Annotated in this window: 15 protein-coding genes; 7 read left to right on the forward strand and 8 right to left on the reverse strand. The window is 66.6% G+C overall.

Features of this window, described 5'->3' with window-relative positions; translation table 11 throughout:
• Positions 1-50: 50 nt before the first annotated feature.
• The 4 genes from A5724_RS34520 to pafA form a co-directional block, all read right to left on the reverse strand.
• A complete protein-coding gene (locus A5724_RS34520) occupies positions 51-1,211 on the reverse strand; it encodes a secretion protein EccK (protein ID WP_232004805.1) in 1,161 nt (386 codons plus the stop codon).
• A 1,117-nt stretch (positions 1,212-2,328) separates the two neighbouring features.
• The gene (locus tag A5724_RS33020; protein WP_232004806.1) at positions 2,329-3,240 is read right to left on the reverse strand and encodes a hypothetical protein; all 912 of its coding nucleotides are present in this window, start codon (positions 3,238-3,240) and stop codon (positions 2,329-2,331) included.
• Positions 3,241-3,504: 264 nt separating this feature from the next.
• Positions 3,505-4,326, reverse strand: coding sequence for a hypothetical protein (locus tag A5724_RS12795; RefSeq protein WP_067801741.1), 822 nt, complete (start codon positions 4,324-4,326; stop codon positions 3,505-3,507).
• A 343-nt stretch (positions 4,327-4,669) separates the two neighbouring features.
• Entirely contained in the window at positions 4,670-6,028 is a 1,359-nt protein-coding gene (gene pafA / locus A5724_RS12800) for a Pup--protein ligase (RefSeq protein WP_101947112.1), read from the reverse strand.
• 210 nt (positions 6,029-6,238) lie between these two features.
• On the opposite strand from pafA, the gene A5724_RS12805 reads away from it, so the two are divergent.
• A complete protein-coding gene (locus A5724_RS12805) occupies positions 6,239-6,514 on the forward strand; it encodes a hypothetical protein (RefSeq protein ID WP_067801747.1) in 276 nt (91 codons plus the stop codon).
• A 46-nt stretch (positions 6,515-6,560) separates the two neighbouring features.
• Here the strand turns inward: A5724_RS12805 and A5724_RS35135 are convergent, their stop codons facing one another.
• Both A5724_RS35135 and A5724_RS35140 read right to left on the reverse strand, forming a co-directional pair.
• Entirely contained in the window at positions 6,561-7,019 is a 459-nt protein-coding gene (locus A5724_RS35135) for a hypothetical protein (protein WP_369830628.1), read from the reverse strand.
• Positions 7,020-7,055: 36 nt separating this feature from the next.
• The gene (locus tag A5724_RS35140; RefSeq protein WP_369830629.1) at positions 7,056-7,244 is read right to left on the reverse strand and encodes a hypothetical protein; all 189 of its coding nucleotides are present in this window, start codon (positions 7,242-7,244) and stop codon (positions 7,056-7,058) included.
• On the opposite strand from A5724_RS35140, the gene A5724_RS35145 reads away from it, so the two are divergent.
• Positions 7,204-8,073: an alpha/beta hydrolase gene (locus tag A5724_RS35145; RefSeq protein ID WP_369830630.1), complete on the forward strand. Its 870-nt coding sequence runs from the start codon at positions 7,204-7,206 to the stop codon at positions 8,071-8,073. The two genes, A5724_RS35140 and A5724_RS35145, sit on opposite strands and share 41 nt — an antisense overlap.
• A 20-nt stretch (positions 8,074-8,093) precedes the next feature.
• Positions 8,094-8,966, forward strand: coding sequence for an alpha/beta fold hydrolase (locus A5724_RS12815; RefSeq protein WP_067801755.1), 873 nt, complete (start codon positions 8,094-8,096; stop codon positions 8,964-8,966).
• On the opposite strand, the gene A5724_RS12820 is transcribed toward A5724_RS12815, so the two are convergent.
• Together A5724_RS12820 and glyA are read right to left on the reverse strand one after the other, a co-directional pair.
• Positions 8,951-10,327: an L-serine ammonia-lyase gene (locus A5724_RS12820; protein ID WP_067801757.1), complete on the reverse strand. Its 1,377-nt coding sequence runs from the start codon at positions 10,325-10,327 to the stop codon at positions 8,951-8,953. The genes A5724_RS12815 and A5724_RS12820 overlap by 16 nt on opposite strands.
• Positions 10,328-10,344: 17 nt before the next feature.
• Positions 10,345-11,613 carry a serine hydroxymethyltransferase gene (gene glyA / locus A5724_RS12825; RefSeq protein ID WP_067802005.1) on the reverse strand — a complete coding sequence of 423 codons (1,269 nt, stop codon included), beginning with the start codon at positions 11,611-11,613 and terminating at the stop codon, positions 10,345-10,347.
• A gap of 251 nt (positions 11,614-11,864) precedes the next feature.
• On the opposite strand from glyA, the gene A5724_RS12830 reads away from it, so the two are divergent.
• The 4 genes from A5724_RS12830 to A5724_RS12845 are packed head-to-tail and all read left to right on the forward strand — an operon-like array spanning position 11,865 to position 17,519.
• Positions 11,865-13,343 carry an aldehyde dehydrogenase family protein gene (locus A5724_RS12830; RefSeq protein WP_232004807.1) on the forward strand — a complete coding sequence of 493 codons (1,479 nt, stop codon included), beginning with the start codon at positions 11,865-11,867 and terminating at the stop codon, positions 13,341-13,343.
• A 56-nt stretch (positions 13,344-13,399) separates the two neighbouring features.
• Positions 13,400-14,494, forward strand: a complete 1,095-nt coding sequence (locus tag A5724_RS12835; RefSeq protein ID WP_232004808.1) for a glycine betaine/L-proline ABC transporter ATP-binding protein — start codon at positions 13,400-13,402, stop codon at positions 14,492-14,494.
• A complete protein-coding gene (locus A5724_RS12840; protein ID WP_232004809.1) occupies positions 14,494-16,545 on the forward strand; it encodes a proline/glycine betaine ABC transporter permease in 2,052 nt (683 codons plus the stop codon). Before A5724_RS12835 ends, A5724_RS12840 begins: the two co-directional genes overlap by 1 nt.
• Entirely contained in the window at positions 16,542-17,519 is a 978-nt protein-coding gene (locus A5724_RS12845) for an ABC transporter substrate-binding protein (protein ID WP_156752257.1), read from the forward strand. Before A5724_RS12840 ends, A5724_RS12845 begins: the two co-directional genes overlap by 4 nt.
• Positions 17,520-17,607: the final 88 nt, after the last annotated feature.

Here is a 17,607-nt window from a genome sequence, read left to right on the forward strand (position 1 = left end):
CTCGACTTTGGAAATACCCACTCGTGACAGCTTAGGGCTTCCTGTCGCCGTCACTTCGCTGCGGCACCTGCCAGCGCGTCGGAGGTGAGCACGCTCAGGTGCTGCCAGTAGACCCAGTCGGCGATCGCGCCGCGTTGAGCGGCGGCGTCGGCGGCGGTGTGCGCGCGGTACAGGGCTTGTTCCTGGGCGTGGTTGGCGTAGTCGACGAAGGCCTCCAGGTGCGCGACCCCGCGTTCGGGGTTGGTGCTCATCATCGGCTTCATCACCTCGAACCACAGCTTGCTCGACTCATCCGGCGGCGGGTTGGTGTCCGACGGTGGAGGCGGCAGCAATTCGGACAACCCGCCGGCGCTGACGCTGGCCAGCCGGGCGGCGGCTTCGGGCGCGATGACCGCTAACCTGTTGCGGCCCTCCATCTTTCCGCTGTCGGGGATGTCGTCGGATTGCAGGGTGACCTTGGCGGTGCCGGGGTCGAAGTTCTTGAACTGGTCCTCGGTTGCGACGACGGCCCGCAGCCGCAGGTTGTGGTGTTGCGCCCAGCCCTGGACGGCGAGAATCGGATAAGTCGCCCACTTCGCGCGTTCACCGAGCGGGATGGCTTCGTCGGCGCTGGCCATCCGGACTTGGTCGGGCAGGTTGACGCCGTCGGGGATGTAGGCGATGCCGTAGCTGTTGGCGACGACGATCTGACCGTCCTGGGTCAGGGCGGTCACCCAGAAGAAGCCGAAGTCGATGTTGGGCTCGGCGTTGAGGGCGGCGCCGATGCGGCGGGCGACCTGCAGGGGGTCATTGCCGCTGGCGGATTGGCGGCGCAGTGCGCTGGCGGTCGCGGCGGCGGCGATGGCGTCGCGTTCGGCGCGAGCGGCCGAAACCGGTACTGGCGCAGGCGCTCCCACGGTGCTGGCTGCTGCGGCCGCGGATGCGGGCGCGACGCCGGGGCCGACCGAGGTGGCGGCCGGGGCGGCGGTGCCGGGCGGGCCGAGTGGTGCAGCCGGTGGTGGTGTGGGAGGCGGACCGAGGGGCATCGCGGGTGCGGCCGGAGCGCCACCGCCGGGGGCAGCGCCGATGGAGGGCGCCGGGGGTGGCGGCGGCGCGACGTGTCCGGCGGGTGCGCCGGACGGGGCGGGCGCGCTGGACGCGGTTGGTGCCGGGGCGTCGGGAATCGGTGCCGGGCCGGGAGGCGTGGCCGGGATGGAGGGCTGGGCGGCCATCGGAGGAGTCGGGTTAGCTATGGGTGCGGTTTGCGGCTGAAGACCGGTCTGCTGACCGGCTCCGGCTTTGGCGGCGTCTACGCCTGGTGCTTGCGCACCGCCCTGGCCGGCCGAGGCCGGGTTGACGGGCGCACTGCCCGCAGCACCTGAGGGTGCGCCCGAGGACGTCGACAATGGCGAGCTTGGGCTGCTGATGCCGGGAGCGCCGCCCGACGAGGATCCGCCACCGCCTCCGACGAGGCTTGGGGCTGCGGGGGCTGCGGGGCCCGATGGGGCGCTGGCGACTGGGGTTGGCGCAGTGGTCGAGGGCGTACCGATCACCGGCCGCTCCACGACTGATGGCGGTGGCGGCTGCACATTTTGGTTCAGAGCGTTGTACGCAGGTCTTCCGTGCGGGCCGCCTGTAGAGACCGGCGCCGCGGGAACTGGCGGGGCGGTGTTTCCATTAAGGGACTCGTAATTGGGCCTGCTTTGAGCTCCAGTCAGCCGCCCATCTGGCGGTGGCGGACTGCCGTCGAGAGAGTGATAACCCGGCCTGCCAGGATGTTGTGCAGTGAGCGTTTGCATCTCTTCGGATTGACCAGGATCCGGCTTCGCGGGCTCGTCAGCCGGCGAGAGCGGCAGATCTCCCGGCTTGGCGCCCCACGCCAATGCGAACGTGTTGACGACGTCCGCGTTCTCCTTGAATTCGCGCTGGACAAGAGCCCTGATGGCGCCATCAGGGTTTTGATTGTTTTTCGCTGCAGCTTTTTCGATCGACTGAATTTCTCTCTGGGCCGCAGTCACGTTAGACGTGATGGTGTCTTTTGCAACGACGATCGTGGTTGCAGCGTTCTTGCACCACGCAATCGCATCAGTGAGTTGCTTGGCGTGATCTTGCAGCGCCTTCGTCGCCCCCTGGACCGCAGCGCTCGCAGCTGTCGAAGCGTCACCCGCCCAGACGTGAACACCGTTGAAGATTGTTGCTTGGTGCCCTTGCCAATTTGAAAGCGCAGCATTGACCTTGTTCAGAACTCCACCTAGCTCGTTCGCCCGCCCGGTGAAATGATCTTCGTCAGCTTCTGGCCACGCGCCGGGTCCAGTCATCTCGGCGGCATGGGGGCCCCCTGGCTTGCTCTTACCCACTGCTAACCGCCTTGCATGCCTGATCGACAGTCAGTGCGATATACGTAGCAGTGCTGGCCAAGTAGTTGTCGGCGGGTGTGTAAGTCGGTATCGCGTTTACGAAGGCACGGCGATATTGAGCGGACAACACTGCGAAGTCCTCGATTTTGGCATTTCCGCTTCGGCGGCCTAACGCTTCTACATCATCCGCGAACTGTGACATGACCGGCACGACAGCTTCGTACGCAGCTCTCTGTTCAGAAGTCCATTGCGTGGCTGGAATCGTCTCACTTATCGCTTGCCATGAGGCCGTGTCGTCCAAGAATTTCTTCAGTAGCGACACCCACTCCGAACAGATCGCATTGTCGTCCGTAAGTAGGCGACGCGGTTCCGCGGAATCACTCGGAGGCGACACTGAAGAGGGCGGATCAGCCACTCGAACTAAGGGAGCTTCCGCCTGCGCAGAGCCGTATGTAATTGCGCCGCATACGTTTGCCAGCACTCCCCCAACGCCGTCGGCAACTCTCGCGAGGTCATTATCACGTGGGGTGTAGCTCGGTATCCGCTGAGCGAAGGCACGGGCATACGCGATGAACTGCTCGTATAGCTCGCGCATCACACGATGTGGCGTAGCCTTCGCGAGCGCAATGGCTTGATCGGCGGCACCATTCATCGCCTGAGCAACGGATTCGAAAGTCGTCCGCTGGTCAGGACTCCAAGATGCGGCCGGTACTGAAGGGTCGCGATCGGGCCAACGGACCCGTTGTTCCGCGTCGGTTAGCCCGCCGCCGACCTTGCTCCAGGCCGCACACGTCGGGTCCTCCGTGATAATCCCAACGGGGCCTTTGTCATTCGCGCTGGCGAAGTCGGAGCCGTTGCCATTCGTCGGCGTCGGCGATGCACCACCACCGGAGTTTTTGCCCACGACCAACACCGTGACGACGACCGTTACCGCGATGACCGCAAGTAACGCGATACCGCCAAAGATCCACTTGCCCTTGCCACCTCGACTTGGCGGCGGTCCCGGCGGAGGACCCCAGGGCTGCTGGGGACCCCACTGCGGAGCTGCGCCCGACTGCCCCGGAGGCGGCGACCCCCACTGCGGCCCGCCCGGCGGCGGTTGCGAACCCCACTGATTCGGGGGCGGGGGCACACTCATCGGCACACCTTCGTGTCACGAATCTTCATGTCACAGAACGCTTTCCGGACCTGACGTCGCCGGACGCGTCGGCGCTGGCTTAGGCGGCTGCGGCGCGGCTTCCGGCGTCGGTGTCCGCTTCGGCTCCGCGGGTGCGCGTTCCGCCGTGCCCGGGCCCGCAGCAGCATCGGAAGGCGCTTTATGCTCCGGCGCCCGTTCGGTGAACTCCGCGTGCTTGGCGTCCTCTTGCGAGCCTTCGCCCGGCTGCTCCGGATCGGTCTTTTCGTCTGTGCCCTCTGCCAATTGGCCGGCTTGCTGCATCGCGCTCTGCACGCCCTGCATGATTCCTTGCGGTATCGACGCCGCCATGCTCGCCAACTGCATCGGAATCTGGGCCGCCTGCTGCGCCATTTGCATCGGCATACCCATCATCTGGCCAAGCTGGCCCGCCTGCTGCGCGGCGCCCGCCGCACCCGATGCCGGAGCCTCGCCAGCCATCCCTGCCGCACCGGTGGCGCCGGCACTACCGCCACCAACTCCGCCCGTGCCCCCGGCGCCGGCAGCTTCCGCGCCTTCGAGTTCGGCCAGCGCCTTCATCACCTGTTCCGCCAGGTGTTGGTCGACGCCTTCGTATTTGGCTGCCGCCTGAATGATGTTCTGAGCCGTGCACAGCGCATCCGCTTTCGTCACCGGCAAGCCCGCGATCAACGGCGCCTCGAGCGCCTGTGTGCGCGCATTGAGAATGGTCGACAATGCGTCCGCGCCCGTCGTCGTGAAGGGCTGTGGCGGCTCCGGAATCTCTCCCGCCGCAATCAGTAACCCTTGCCCACCCGTGGCCAGCGGTGTGGTGTCGACCCTTAGCTCTCCTGGCATCAGCCCAGTCCCCTTGCCAAGTCACGCCTGATAGCTGTCGGTCGCCGATCGATACTCGACAAAACCGGCTCGCCTCTGCCAACACCCGCGCACGTGAAGACCCCAGAAGTCGCTACGACCCCATTCAGCAACCGCGCTCCAGGATTGATCGGGCGCTCGGCGTCCGCGTCGCGCGGCCTTCCGAAAGTCACTCAACCACCTTCAGAAACACCCGAACAGCACCAATTCGCAACACTTGCGATTCCGGCGCGCGCATTCGACATTCCCTCCAGCAGTCGTGCAGCAAAAATGCTACCGGAGCCGCCACCAGGCCCACCGCGCCAATTTCTCCCGCTGGGGACGCCTACATCGAGGCGATCAGCCGCTTGACCCGCTCGTCGACCGACCGGAACGGGTCCTTGCACAGCACCGTGCGCTGCGCCTGATCGTTCAGCTTCAGGTGCACCCAGTCCACGGTGAAGTCGCGGCCCGCCTCCTGCGCGGCGCTGATGAACTCGCCACGCAGCTTGGCCCGCGTCGTCTGCGGCGGTGTGTTCACCGCGGCCTCGATCTCCTCGTCGGTGGTCACCCGCGACGCCAAGCCCTTGCGCTGCAGCAGGTCGAACACGCCGCGTCCGCGCTTGATGTCGTGGTACGCCAAATCCAACTGGCTGATCTTCGGGTCGGACAGCTCCATGTTGTAGCGGTCCTGGTAGCGCTGGAACAGCTTGCGCTTGATCACCCAGTCGATCTCGGTGTCGACCTTCGCGAAGTCCTGGCTCTCGACCGCGTCGAGTTGGCGTCCCCACAGGTCGACCACCTGCTCGATCTGCGAGTTCGGCTCCCGGGTCTGCAGGTACTCCACCGCGCGCTGGTAGTACTCGCGCTGGATGTCCAGTGCGCTGGCCTGCCGCCCGCCCGCCAGCCGCACCGGCCGTCGACCGGTCAGGTCGTGGCTGACCTCGCGGATCGCCCGGATCGGGTTGTCCAGCGAGAAGTCGCGGAACGGCACCCCGGCCTCGATCATCTCCAGCACCAGCGACGCCGTGCCGACCTTCAGCATCGTCGTCGACTCACACATATTGGAGTCGCCGACGATGACGTGCAGCCGCCGGTACTTCTCGGCGTCGGCGTGTGGCTCGTCGCGGGTGTTGATGATCGGCCGCGACCGCGTGGTCGCCGACGAGACGCCTTCCCAGATGTGCTCGGCGCGCTGCGACAGGCAGAACGTCGCCGCCTTCGGCGTCTGCAGCACCTTGCCCGCACCGCAGATCAGCTGCCGGGTCACCAGGAACGGCAGCAACACGTCGGAGATCCGGGAGAACTCCCCCGCCCGCACGATCAGATAGTTCTCGTGGCACCCGTATGAGTTGCCCGCCGAGTCGGTGTTGTTCTTGAACAGGTAAATGTCGCCGCCGATGCCCTCATCGGCCAGCCGCTGCTCCGCGTCGATCAACAGGTCCTCGAGCACGCGCTCTCCGGCGCGGTCGTGGGTGACCAACTGGGTCAGGTTGTCGCATTCGGCGGTGGCGTACTCGGGGTGGCTGCCCACGTCGAGATACAACCGCGCACCGTTGCGTAAGAACACGTTCGAACTGCGGCCCCACGACACCACCCGCCGGAATAGGTAGCGGGCAACCTCGTCGGGGCTCAGCCGACGATGGCCGTGGAACGTGCAGGTGACACCGAACTCTGTCTCGATGCCCATGATTCGTCGCTGCACCTCATCGAGACTACTTGCTGCTGGCCGACCTCGGCGCGCAAGCCGCGCCGAAGCTTCGAGTTGACACCGACCGGAGCGTCCGTCAACCCAACCGACCCGACCGCGAGCAGACGCAGAATGCCCCGACAGCTGCTCGCCGGAAGACGGCAAGGGACATCGGCCCTGTGGATAACGCCGGCGCCGCCGCGCCGGAATCTGCCAGCATGAGGCATGGGGGAAATCGTCGAAGTCGATCTGACCCAGCTGCGGGCCGTCGCCAACCGGGTCATGGAATCCGCCGAGAAGATCACTCAAATGCGTTGGCCAACACTGGATCCTGACGACCTGCCAGGCTCGGCCGTCGGAAACGTCGCCGCGCCCGTTCTGGTGGCCGCCCGCCTCACCGAGGTCGTCGCCAACATGCGGGGGTGGGCGGTCGCGGCCCACATGTCGGCCGACGCGTTCGAGCGCGCCGACCGCAGCAACGGCGAGCGCCTGCAGCAGTGACCCGACCGACCGTCTCGCAAGCCCGTGCCTGGCAGCCGGATTCGCTTCATCGACTCGCCGAAGGCTGGGACCAGGCTGCTCGCTGGGTGACGAAAACCGTCGACACCGCCACCAGCGACATCGGCCGCAGCCACGACACCTGGACCGGCGCCACCGCCGACGCCGCACGCAACCACGCCGACGCCATCACCACCGCCGCAGACGCGGCGGCCCGCTGCCTCGTGCTGGCCGCGGTCGCCGCACATAACGGCGCCGACCAGATCGCGGCCGCGCAGACAGCGCTGCAGACGCTGGTCACCGACGCACAGTCCAGCGGATTCAATGTCGCCGACGACGGAACCGTGTCGATCCGCGCCGGCCCGCCGCCGCTTCTTGTCGCGCTGTCCGGCGGCGACTCCGCCGTCGCACACGAGTTGCTCGATGCGCGCGCCGCCGCGCTGACGGAGCAGATCGCCGAGGCGCTGGATCGACTGGCCGCCGCCGACGCGGATGCCGCCGCCGACATCGACGAGGCGTTCGCGTCCGCAAGCGCCGGGCCGGTTCATGCCCCCGACGTGGTCGCCGGATGGCCCGCCATGAGCCAGGACCGGATCGGCGCGCAGATCGCCGCCATGACGCCCGCCCAGCAACAGCAGTTGATCGCCGAGTTCCCGCGCCAGGTCGGCAACACCGACGGCGTCCCATGGTCGATGAGAGTCGCCGCCAATCGGACCAACATCGCCCAGGCCATCGTCGACGGCTTCGACGACCCGCAACACCGGCTTTACCGCAGCCTGCTCGGCGAGATCGACGACCCGGCCGGCACCGGTCGCCGCATCGACCGCCAGATCCTCGCCTTCGACCCGGCCCGCGCTTCGCTGGTCGAACTCAACGGGGACCTGTCCACCGCCAAGAGCGTCGCGGTGTTGGTGCCCGGCCTGAACACCACGGTCGAGGCGTCAGCGGCCAACACCCGCACCGCCCGACGCTTCGTCTCGGCAACGCGCGGCGACGTCGCCGCCATCACCTATCTGGGCGGCCCCTTCCCCCGCGGCAATCCGGTGACCGGCCCCGTCGCGGCCGCCGACCCGCGGTACGCGCTCAACATGGCGCCGCGGCTCGTCGCGTTCAGCGAAGACGTCGACCGCACCGTCGACGCGACCGGGCGATCCATCCCCGTCACCTACATCGGGCACTCCTACGGCGGGTCGATCGTCGGCACCGCCGAGACGCTGGGCATGACGGGCGACCGGATGCTCTACGTCGCGGCCGCGGGCGCAGGCGTCGGTGTCGACGATCCCGGCGACTGGCACAACCGCAACCCCGATGTGCTGAGATTCTCGATGACCGCCCCCGGCGACATCATCGAGGCCGTGCAGGGCATCCCCGGCGGACCGCACGGCGCCGACCCCGACGAGATGCGCGGTGTAATCCGTTTAGCGACAGGACATTACGACGACGGTCGGCTGATGGCCGGCCCACAGGCGCACAGCGACGTGCTGAACTGGCCGTCCGATGCCTGGCGCAACATCCTCGCCGTCATCACCGGCGATTCGGAAACCCTGCACCAATCCGGCTGAGATATGGCCAGAATGGGCCAATGTGGTCGCGTAGCTCGCCCGTCGACGGGTTCCGATTGGCCTTCGACCGCTTCGGAACACGGGGCGCACCTGCCGTGGTGCTATTGCACGGCTGGCCCGGCAACCGGCACGACTACCGCAAGGTCATCCCGATCCTCGGCGACGTCGCCGACGTCATCGTTCCCGACCTGCGCGGCTTCGGCGGCTCCGACAAACACGAAGTCGCGGTCCGGCACTTCTACAGCGCCACCGCCCAAGCCAGCAGCATCATCGGGTTGATCAAGGAACTCGATCTGTCGAGCGTGGTCATCGCCGGCTACGACGTCGGCAGCCGCGTCGCCCAGAGCATCGCCAGAATGCATCCCGACCTGGTGTCGGCTCTTGTGCTGTCTCCCCCGCTGCCCGGCGCAGGCGAGCGGGTGCTCACCGCCCACGCGCAGGGCGAGTTCTGGTATCAGGCGTTCCACCAACTCCCGCTCGCCGCCGAACTGATCGACGGCAATCCCGACGCAGTCCGAGAGTACTTGCGGCACTTTTGGACTCATTGGTCCGGACCGAATTTCGCGCTGTCCGAAGACGATCTGGACCGGTTGGTGGCCGACTACGCGCTGCCGGGCGCATTCACCGCGTCGATCGCCTGGTACCGCGCAGGCGCGGGAACCGTCGCCCAGTCACTGGTCGAACTGCGGCCCGACGCCGCCATCAAAATCCACGTCCAAACCGACGTGCTGTGGCCGCACCATGATCCGCTGTTCCCGCCGGAGTGGGCGGATCAACTCGAGCACTACTTCACCAATGTCCGCCTTCATTTCGCCGACGGCGCCGGGCATTTCACCCCGCTCGAGTGCCCCGAGCAGTTCGCCGAGTTGATCCTCGTTCAGCAGCCGACGTAGTTCACCGACACGTTGACCGCGAGCCCGCCGGTCGACGTCTCCTTGTACTTCGAGCTCATGTCGCGGCCGGTGACACGCATGGTCTCGATCACCTCGTCGAGGCTGACCCGGTGGTCGCCGTCGCCGCGCAACGCCATCCGCGCCGCGTTGATCGCCTTGCCTGCCGAGATCGCATTGCGCTCGATGCACGGGATCTGCACCAGCCCCGCAATCGGATCGCACGTCAGACCCAGGCTGTGCTCCATCGCGATCTCAGCGGCGTTCTCCACCTGTTCCGGTGCGCCGCCGAGGATTTCGGCCAGCCCGGCCGCCGCCATCGACGACGCGGAACCCACCTCGCCCTGACAGCCGACCTCCGCACCGGAGATGGATGCCCGCTCCTTGTACAGCGACCCGATGGCGCCCGCGACAAGCAAGAACCGCACCGCGACGTCGTCGGGATCGGCCACGCCCGCCTCGGTGTAGTGCACCGCGTAGTGCAGCACCGCGGGGATGATACCCGCCGCACCGTTCGTCGGCGCTGTCACGATCCGTCCGCCCGATGCGTTCTCCTCATTGACGGCCAACGCCACCAGGTTGACCCAGTCCTCGGCGAAGCGCGCATCACGGTGCGGGTCCTCCTGACTGAGACGCTCGTACCACTGGCCCGCCCGCCGTCGCACCTGCAGCGCACCGGGCAGCAGTCCGGTGCGCGCGATACCGCGTTGCTCGCATTCCACCATCACGTCGCGCAGATGCAGCAGTCCCGCGCGCACCTCCTCGGCACTACGCGTGCGGCATTCGTGGGCGAGCATCACCGCGCTGATCGATCTGCCCGAGGCCAGCGCGAGCAGTTCGGCCGCCGACGAGAACGACATATCCCCGGAGTCGACGGCCGAATCTGCGAGCACCTCACCTTCGGCGACGACGAATCCCCCGCCGACGGAGAAGTAGGTCCGGCGATGAAGCGTGCTGTCGTCGGCCGCGTACGCCGTCAACGTCATACCGTTCGGATGGAAGTCCAGCACCGTCCTGGTGTAGAGCGCGATGTCGTCCTCGGACAACGCAATCGGGATCCGCCCGCCCAGCATGATCTTGCCGGTATTGCGCAGCCGCTCCCGTCCGGCCTCCATCTCCTCCGTCTCGACGGTTTCCGGCCGATACCCCTCGAGGCCGAGCAGCACCGCAGGCAATGTGCCGTGACCCCGGCCGGTCGCCGCCAGCGATCCGTACAACTCGACACGGACGTCGGCCACCCGCGGCAAGGATCCAACAGACTCGAGGTCGGCGACGAAGTTCGCAGCCGCCCGCATCGGCCCGACGGTGTGCGAACTCGACGGACCGATGCCCACCTTGAACAACTCGAAGACGCTGATCGTCACTGAAAATCCCTTCCCGGTCAGAGCTGCGGGTACAGCGGGTGACGCTCGGCGAGTTCACTCACGCCACGGGCCAGCTTCGCGGTGTCCGCGTCCGGCGCCGCGATCAGGCACTGCGCGATCAGATCCGCCACGGCGGCGAAGTCCTCCGCCTGGAACCCGCGAGCCGCCAATGCAGGCGTGCCGATGCGCAGCCCGGACGTCACCATCGGCGGCCGCGGATCGAACGGAACGGCGTTGCGGTTCACCGTGATTCCGATCGTCGCCAGCCGGTCCTCGGCCTGACGCCCGTCGATCTCCGCGTTGCGCAGGTCGGCCAGCACCAGGTGCACATCGGTGCCGCCGGTCAGCACGGCGATGCCGGCATCCCGGACGTCCGGCTGCGACAGCCGCTCCGCGAGGATGCGCGCACCCTCGACGACGCGTTGCTGACGCTCGACGAAAGCGGGTTCGGCAGCCATCTTGAAGGCCACCGCCTTAGCCGCGATCACATGCTCCAGCGGTCCGCCCTGCTGACCCGGGAACACCGCTGAATTGATCTTCTTCGCGATGTCGGCGTCCTTGGTCAAGATGATGCCGCCGCGCGGTCCGCCCAGCGTCTTGTGCGTCGTTGAGGTGACCACGTGTGCGTGCGGCACCGGCGACGGATGCAGGCCTGCCGCAACCAGACCGGCGAAATGCGCCATATCGACCATCAGATACGCGCCGACCTCGTCGGCGATTTCCCGGAATCGGGCGAAGTCCTGGTAGCGCGGATACGCCGACCAGCCGGCGATGATCATCTGCGGCCGGTGCTCGCGGGCCGCCTCGGCCACCTGATCCATGTCGATCCGATAGTCGTCTCGCGAGACGCCGTACGCCGCAACGGTGTACAGCTTGCCGGAGAAGTTGAGCCGCATCCCATGGGTGAGGTGCCCGCCGCAGTCCAGCGACAGCCCGAGGATGGTGTCACCCGGCTTGAGCAGCGCGTGCATCACCGCGGCGTTGGCCTGCGCACCGGAATGCGGCTGGACGTTGGCGAACTCCGCCCCGAACAGCGCCTTGATCCGGTCGATCGCGATCTGCTCGATGACGTCGACGTGCTCGCAGCCGCCGTAGTAGCGCCGACCGGGATAGCCCTCGGCGTACTTATTGGTCAGCACGGATCCCTGTGCCTGCATCACGGCCAGCGGCGCATGATTCTCCGAGGCAATCATCTCCAGGCCGGTGCGCTGTCGGTCGAGTTCCTTGTCGATGAGCTCAGCCACCTCGGGGTCGAAATCCGTCAGGTGCGCGTCCAGAACGCTCATGCACATACTCCGTTCATGGGAAAAAATCTATGCATACCAGATGACGTGTAACTGATATATCAGGGTGTGACGGGCATCATAGCTGCGTGCGGCTTCGACGGTCAAGGGCGCCCATGTCCGGCTTGTTACCAGCGAGTTTCGTTTCACCCCTGCCCTTGACAGTGATGTCCGCCACGGTCCAGTCTGTTGCATGTAGAGGGTTTCATTGCGCGATACGCAACGTTGACGTAGCTGGGCGAGAGGCCGACTAGGTGGCGGAACACCTGAATCTGTACATCGCGGGCGAATGGCGCCCCGCGCATGGCGATGCCCGCCGAGAAATTCGATGTCCGGCGGACGGCCAGTTGGTCGCCCAGGCGGCAGAGGCGTCCACCGAAGACGCCCACGCCGCGATCGCCGCGGCGCGGGAAGCCTTTGACACCGGTCCCTGGCCGCACACGCCGGAGCGCGACCGGGCCGAGGTGTTGCGGCGCACCGCCGACTTGATCGACCGCGACCGCAAGGACTTCGTCCGCGCCGAGGCACTCGACACCGGTAAACGGATCGTCGAGGCCGAATACGACATGGACGACGTCGTCGCCTGCCTGCGCTACTACGCGGGCGTCGGCGGCACCGAAGCGGGCCGCGTCGTCGACACCGGCAAGGCCGACGCGATCAGCCGCCTTGTCTACGAGCCGATCGGCGTCTGCGGACTGATCACACCGTGGAATTACCCTCTGCTGCAAGCAAGTTGGAAGGTCGCGCCGGCACTGTTGGCGGGCAATACCTTTGTGCTGAAGCCGAGCGAACTGACGCCGTCGACCGCTGTGCTGTTGATGCGCGCACTGGAAGAGGCGGGCCTGCCCGCGGGCGTCGCCAACCTGGTGCTCGGCGCCGGACCCGTGGCGGGTGCGCCACTGTCGGAACACCCGGACGTGGACATGGTGTCGTTCACCGGCGGTGTGCCCTCGGGCACCCGCGTGATGGCGGCCGCCGCCGCGACGGTCAAGCGGGTCGCGCTCGAACTCGGCGGCAAGAACCCCAACGTCGTGTTCGCCGACGCCGATTTCGACACTGCGGTCGACTTCGCGCTCACCGCAGTGTTTCTGCATTCAGGGCAGGTGTGTTCGGCCGGTGCGCGACTGATCGTCGAGCAGTCCATCCACGACCGCTTCGTCGACGAAGTCGTCGCGCGCGCGCAGCGGATCAGGCTCGGCGGCCCGTTCGACCCCGAGGCCGAGACCGGACCGCTGATCTCGGCCGCACACCGCGACAAGGTCGAGGCCTACGTCGCCAAGGGCGTCGAAGAGGGCGCCGTGCTGCGCTGCGGCGGACGCCGACCCGACGACGACCACTTGCGCGACGGCTTCTTCTATCCTCCAACCGTTCTCGACGGCTGCCATTCGAAAATGACGGTGACACGGGAAGAATCGTTCGGTCCGGTGCTGACCGTCGAGACGTTCACCGACGAGGACGACGCCGTGCGGTTGGCCAACGACACCGTCTACGGCCTGGCAGGGGCGGTCTGGACGCAGGATGCCGGCAAGGCGCAACGCGTGGCGAACCGGCTGCGGCACGGCACCATCTGGATCAACGACTACCACCCCTACGTGCCGCAGGCCGAGTGGGGCGGCATGAAGCGCTCCGGCAACGGTCGCGAACTCGGCCGCGCCGGCCTCGACGAGTACCGCGAGATCAAACACATCTGGCAGAACACCAATCCACGGCCTGAGCGGTGGTTTCGGGGTTGACCCCGGAATCCCCGGAACGTCGCTTGTTCAACAGCCCACCAAGTTAGGAGATTTCCGTGGCGATCCACACCGAGAGCGCGCCCACCGCGGTGGCCGCGCCGCCCACTCCCCGCCGCGGCGACGCCGAACTGAGCGTCCAAGGCCTGTGGAAGGTCTTCGGCAACAAGGCATCCGACGTCGCACGCGATGAGTCGATCGAGCGGCTCAGCGTGCAGGACATCAAGAAGAAGACGGGTTGCGCGGTCGCCGTCCGAGACGTCAGCTTCGACGTGGGATGCGGTGAGGTGTTCGTCGTCATGGGCCTGTCCGGCTCAGGCAAGTCGACGTTGGTGCGATGCCTGACCCGGCTCATCGAGCCGACCAAGGGGCAGGTGGTGTTCCAGGGCACCGACATCATGTCGGCCGACGAGAATCAGTTGCGCGATCTGCGGCGTCGCAAGGTGTCGATGGTCTTCCAGCACTTCGGCCTGCTCCCGCACCGCCGGGTGTTGGAGAACGTGGCGTACGGCCTCGAGGTCAAAGGCACCCCGAAGAAGGAACGGATGCAACGCGCCACCGAGGTCACCGAACTGGTCGGGCTCGCCGGCTTCGAATACTCCTACCCGGATCAGCTTTCGGGCGGTATGAAGCAGCGCGTCGGCCTGGCCCGCGCGCTGGCCAGCGATCCCGACATGTTGCTCTTCGACGAACCGTTCTCGGCGCTCGACCCGCTGATCCGCCGCGACATGCAGAACGAGGTCATCCGTCTGCACCACGAGATGGGCAAGACGATGGTGTTCATCACCCACGACCTGTCCGAGGCGCTCAAGCTGGGCGACCGGATCCTGATCATGCGCAACGGCGAGGTGGTACAGATCGGCACCGGCGACGAACTGGTCGGCGCCCCCGCCGACGACTACGTCCGCGAATTCGTCAGCGATGTGCCGCGCTCACGCGTGCTGACGCTGAAGTGGATCATGCGCGAAAAGCGTGCCGATGACGCACTCGACGGTCCAGAAATGAGCCCCGACACCGTGATTCGCGACGCCGTGGATCCGGTGCTGGCCGCCGACAAGCCGATCAAGGTGGTCTCGAACGGCGAACTGCTCGGCGTGGTCGGCCGCAGCGAGATCCTCGCGGTGATCGGCAAGGTCGACGAGGGCGGTGCGTGATGACCACCATCGCGGTCGACGCTCCCCCTGCGCCGCCAGCACCGGAGGCGCAGTCGCGGACGTCGTGGTTCTCCGAACGCGGGCCCGCGCAGTTCGTCGCGGTCATGGGCGCGGTGCTCGGCCTGTGGATCATCCTCTACCAGTTCCTGGCAGGCCGAAACACGTTGGCGCAGGCCCCCGCCGACACCAGGCCGCTGCACGTCTGGCTGTCCGACCTGCAGACGCGCGTCGGTGAAGGTCGAAACAGCAACCCGCTCTTCACCTATTTCTTCAACCCGATCAGGTCGGTGATCGACGCCTTCGGCACCGCAATCGGCGACCTGATCGCGCACCCGGTGGACGGGCGACCGGTGCCCTACATCGGATGGCTGGGCGTGGTGGTGCTGTTGACGTTCCTGGCCTGGATGTTGGGGAACTGGAAGGTCGGGCTGCTCACGCTATTTGGCTTCTTGTTCATGGGATTGCAGGGCCTGTGGCAGGAGAGCATGGAGACGCTGGCGCTGACCATCGCGGCGGTGGCGATCTCCTTGCTCATCGGAATCCCGCTGGGCATCTGGGCGGGCATATCCGACGGGTTCAACCGGGTGATCACCCCCGTGCTGGACTTCATGCAGATCCTGCCGTCGTTCGTCTACCTTGCGCCGTTGACGCTGGCGTTCCTGATCGGCCCGGCAGCGGCCATCATCGCGACCGTCATTTACGCGGCCCCGCCGGTCATTCGGCTCACCGCCCACGGCATCCGGTCGGTGCCCTCCGAGTCGCGTGAGGCCGTCGAATCGCTGGGCGCCACCCGATCGCAGGAACTGTTCGGGGCGCTACTTCCAATGGCCAAGCGCACCATCGTGCTTGGCATCAACCAGACCATCATGGCGGCCTTGGCGATGGTGACCATCGCCGCGCTGATCGCCGCGCCCGGCCTCGGCCAGGTGGTGGTCCAGGCGCTGTCCACCCAGGACGTCGGCACCGCGTTCAACGCCGGCCTGGCCATCGTGATCATGGCGATCATCCTGGACCGGACCACCACCGCGGCCAGCGAGCGCGTCGAAACACAGCGACGAAAGTCTGCTGAGCCCAACAAGTATCGCCGTCCGGGCATCATTGTCGGCGCCGTGGTCACGGCGGTCGCGATTTGGCTGTCCTACACCTACCAGTTGGTCGCCCTCTTCCCGTCGTCGCTGCAACTCGGTTCCGTCCACATCGGACTCGACGTCGGCACGCCGATCGTCAACGCCGCCAACGCCGTGACCAACTGGGCGCAGACCAGCTTCTCCGGAGTGACCAACGGCATCAAGGACGTGGTCACCGCCGTGGCGCTGGACCCGCTGCAGAAACTGCTGGACAACTCGCCGTGGTGGCTCACGTTCGTCGCGATCACCGTGATCGCGGCGATCGTCGGCGGTCGGATCGCGGCGCTGATCACCGCGGTGTGCCTGCTGCTGATCCTGTGGCCGCTGGAGTTGTGGCAGGCGACCATGGACACCCTGGCCGCGGTGCTGGTGGCCACGGTCATCGTCGTCGCACTCGGCGTCGTCGTCGGGGTGTGGATGGGCCGCAATCCCACCGCGGACAAGTTCGTGCGGCCGTTCCTGGACGCCGCGCAGACCATGCCGTCGTTCGTCTACCTGGTGCCGTTCCTGGCGTTGTTCTCGGCGTCGCGGTTCACCGGCATCGTCGCGGCCATCGTGTACGCCGCGCCCGTGTCCATCAAGATCATGGCCGACGGGATCCGCGGTGTCTCCGCCGAGACGGTCGAAGCCGCGCGTTCGGTGGGATCCAATACCTGGCAGGTGATCAGCAAGGTGCAGCTGCCGATGGCGGTGCGCTCACTGACGTTGGCCACCAATCAAGGCCTGATATATGTGCTTTCGATGGTGGTGGTCGCCGGTCTGGTCGGCGGCGGCGCGCTGGGTTACCTGGTGGTGGCCGGCTTCGCCCAGACCAGCCTCTTCGGCAAGGGACTGGCCGCAGGTCTGGCCATCGTGCTGCTGGGCACGATCCTCGACCGAACCACCGCGGCCGCATCGAAACGGATAGGACGGGTCAGCCAATGAAGCGAATCGCCATCGCAGCAGTGGCACTTGCGCTGCTCGTATCGGGGTGCAACGCCACCAAAGTGTCCGACCTGCAGGCGCGCGGCGACCTCAAGCCGGGCGCCAGGCCGTGCGGCACGTTCAACTTGGCCATCAACTCGTGGGTCGGGTACGAGGCCAACGCCGCCGTGATCACCTACCTCGCCGAGAATGTGTTGGGCTGCTTCGTCAAACAGCGGCACATCGCGGAACAGGTGTCGTGGCAAGGCATGTCGACCGGACAGGTGGACGCGATCGTCGAGAACTGGGGCCACGACGACCTCAGACAGCAGTACATCGACAACATGGGCGTCGCGCAGAGCGCAGGCTCCACCGGCATCGAGGGCGAGATCGGTTGGTACGTGCCGCCATGGATGGTCGAGGAGTATCCGGACATCACCGATTGGCGCAATCTGAACAAGTACGCCCACCTGTTCCAGACCTCCGAATCCGGTGACAAGGGGCAGTTGCTCGACGGCGATCCGGCGTATGTGACCAACGACGACGCGTTGGTGGCCAACCTCGGCTTGAACTACAAGGTGGTCCAGGGCGGCAGCGAGACGGCGTTGATCTCGAGCATCCGGCAGGCCCAACAGCAACGCAAACCGCTGCTCGCGTACTTCTATTCGCCGCAGTGGCTGCTGAGCGAGGTGCCGATGGTCAAGGTCAAGTTGCCGCCCTACACGAAGGGCTGCGACGCCGACCCGGCCAAGATCGCCTGCGACTATCCGGCGTACGACCTGGACAAGATCGTCGCGACGAAGTTCGCGGAATCGGGCAGTCCGGCGTACACGCTGGTGAAGAACTTCCAGTGGACGGCCGAGGATCAGAACTCCGTCGCCCGGTCGATCGCGGACGGCATGAGTGACGACGAGGCCGCCAAGAAGTTCATCGACGCCCACCCGCAGTTGGTGGCCAAGTGGCTGGCAGGCACGGGTGCCGAGAACGCGGCGTAACGCCTGCTGAGAAGGGGAAAAACACCCGTCGCGACTCTTGACAAGGGCAGGCGATTTCCAGCAGGCTGTTGCATATTACGAACTGCGT

It is taken from the genome of Mycobacterium sp. ACS1612, from assembly GCF_001667505.1.
Lineage (GTDB): Bacteria > Actinomycetota > Actinomycetes > Mycobacteriales > Mycobacteriaceae > Mycobacterium.